1 protein-coding gene is annotated in these 363 nt (G+C 63.9%); it reads left to right on the top strand.

Annotated elements, in window-relative coordinates:
- Positions 1-43 precede the first annotated feature (43 nt).
- Positions 44-363, top strand: a 320-nt coding sequence (locus PZC42_RS24325; protein ID WP_498041194.1) for an immunoglobulin domain-containing protein, incomplete at its 3' end; no start/stop codon positions are given.

Raw genomic sequence — 363 nt, 5'->3', positions numbered from 1 at the left:
GAGTATTAGCGACACTGGAGGTAGCACATGGTACGGGGCGGCGGTGAAGGGCCGTGCCACCATCTCGAGGGACAACGGGCAGAGCACAGTGAGGCTGCAGCTGAACAACCTCAGGGCTGAGGACACCGGCATCTACTTCTGCGCCAAACTTACTGGTGGAAATTGTCTTTATGACACCATCGACGCATGGGGCCACGGGACCGAAGTCTTCGTCTCCTCCGCGAGCCCCACATCTCCCCCCCGCCTGTACCCATTGTCCGCCTGTTGCTCGGACTCGGCTGTCCCGCCGGCCGTGGGCTGCCTGTTGTCCCCTTCGTCCGCCGGCGGCATCTCCTGGGAGGGCTCCGGAGGTACGGCGGTGAC

It is taken from the genome of Isoptericola croceus (assembly GCF_029382255.1).
GTDB lineage: Bacteria > Actinomycetota > Actinomycetes > Actinomycetales > Cellulomonadaceae > Isoptericola > Isoptericola croceus.
The sequence above is the reverse complement of the archived record's forward strand: the minus strand, read 5'-3'. Positions and strand labels throughout refer to the sequence as shown.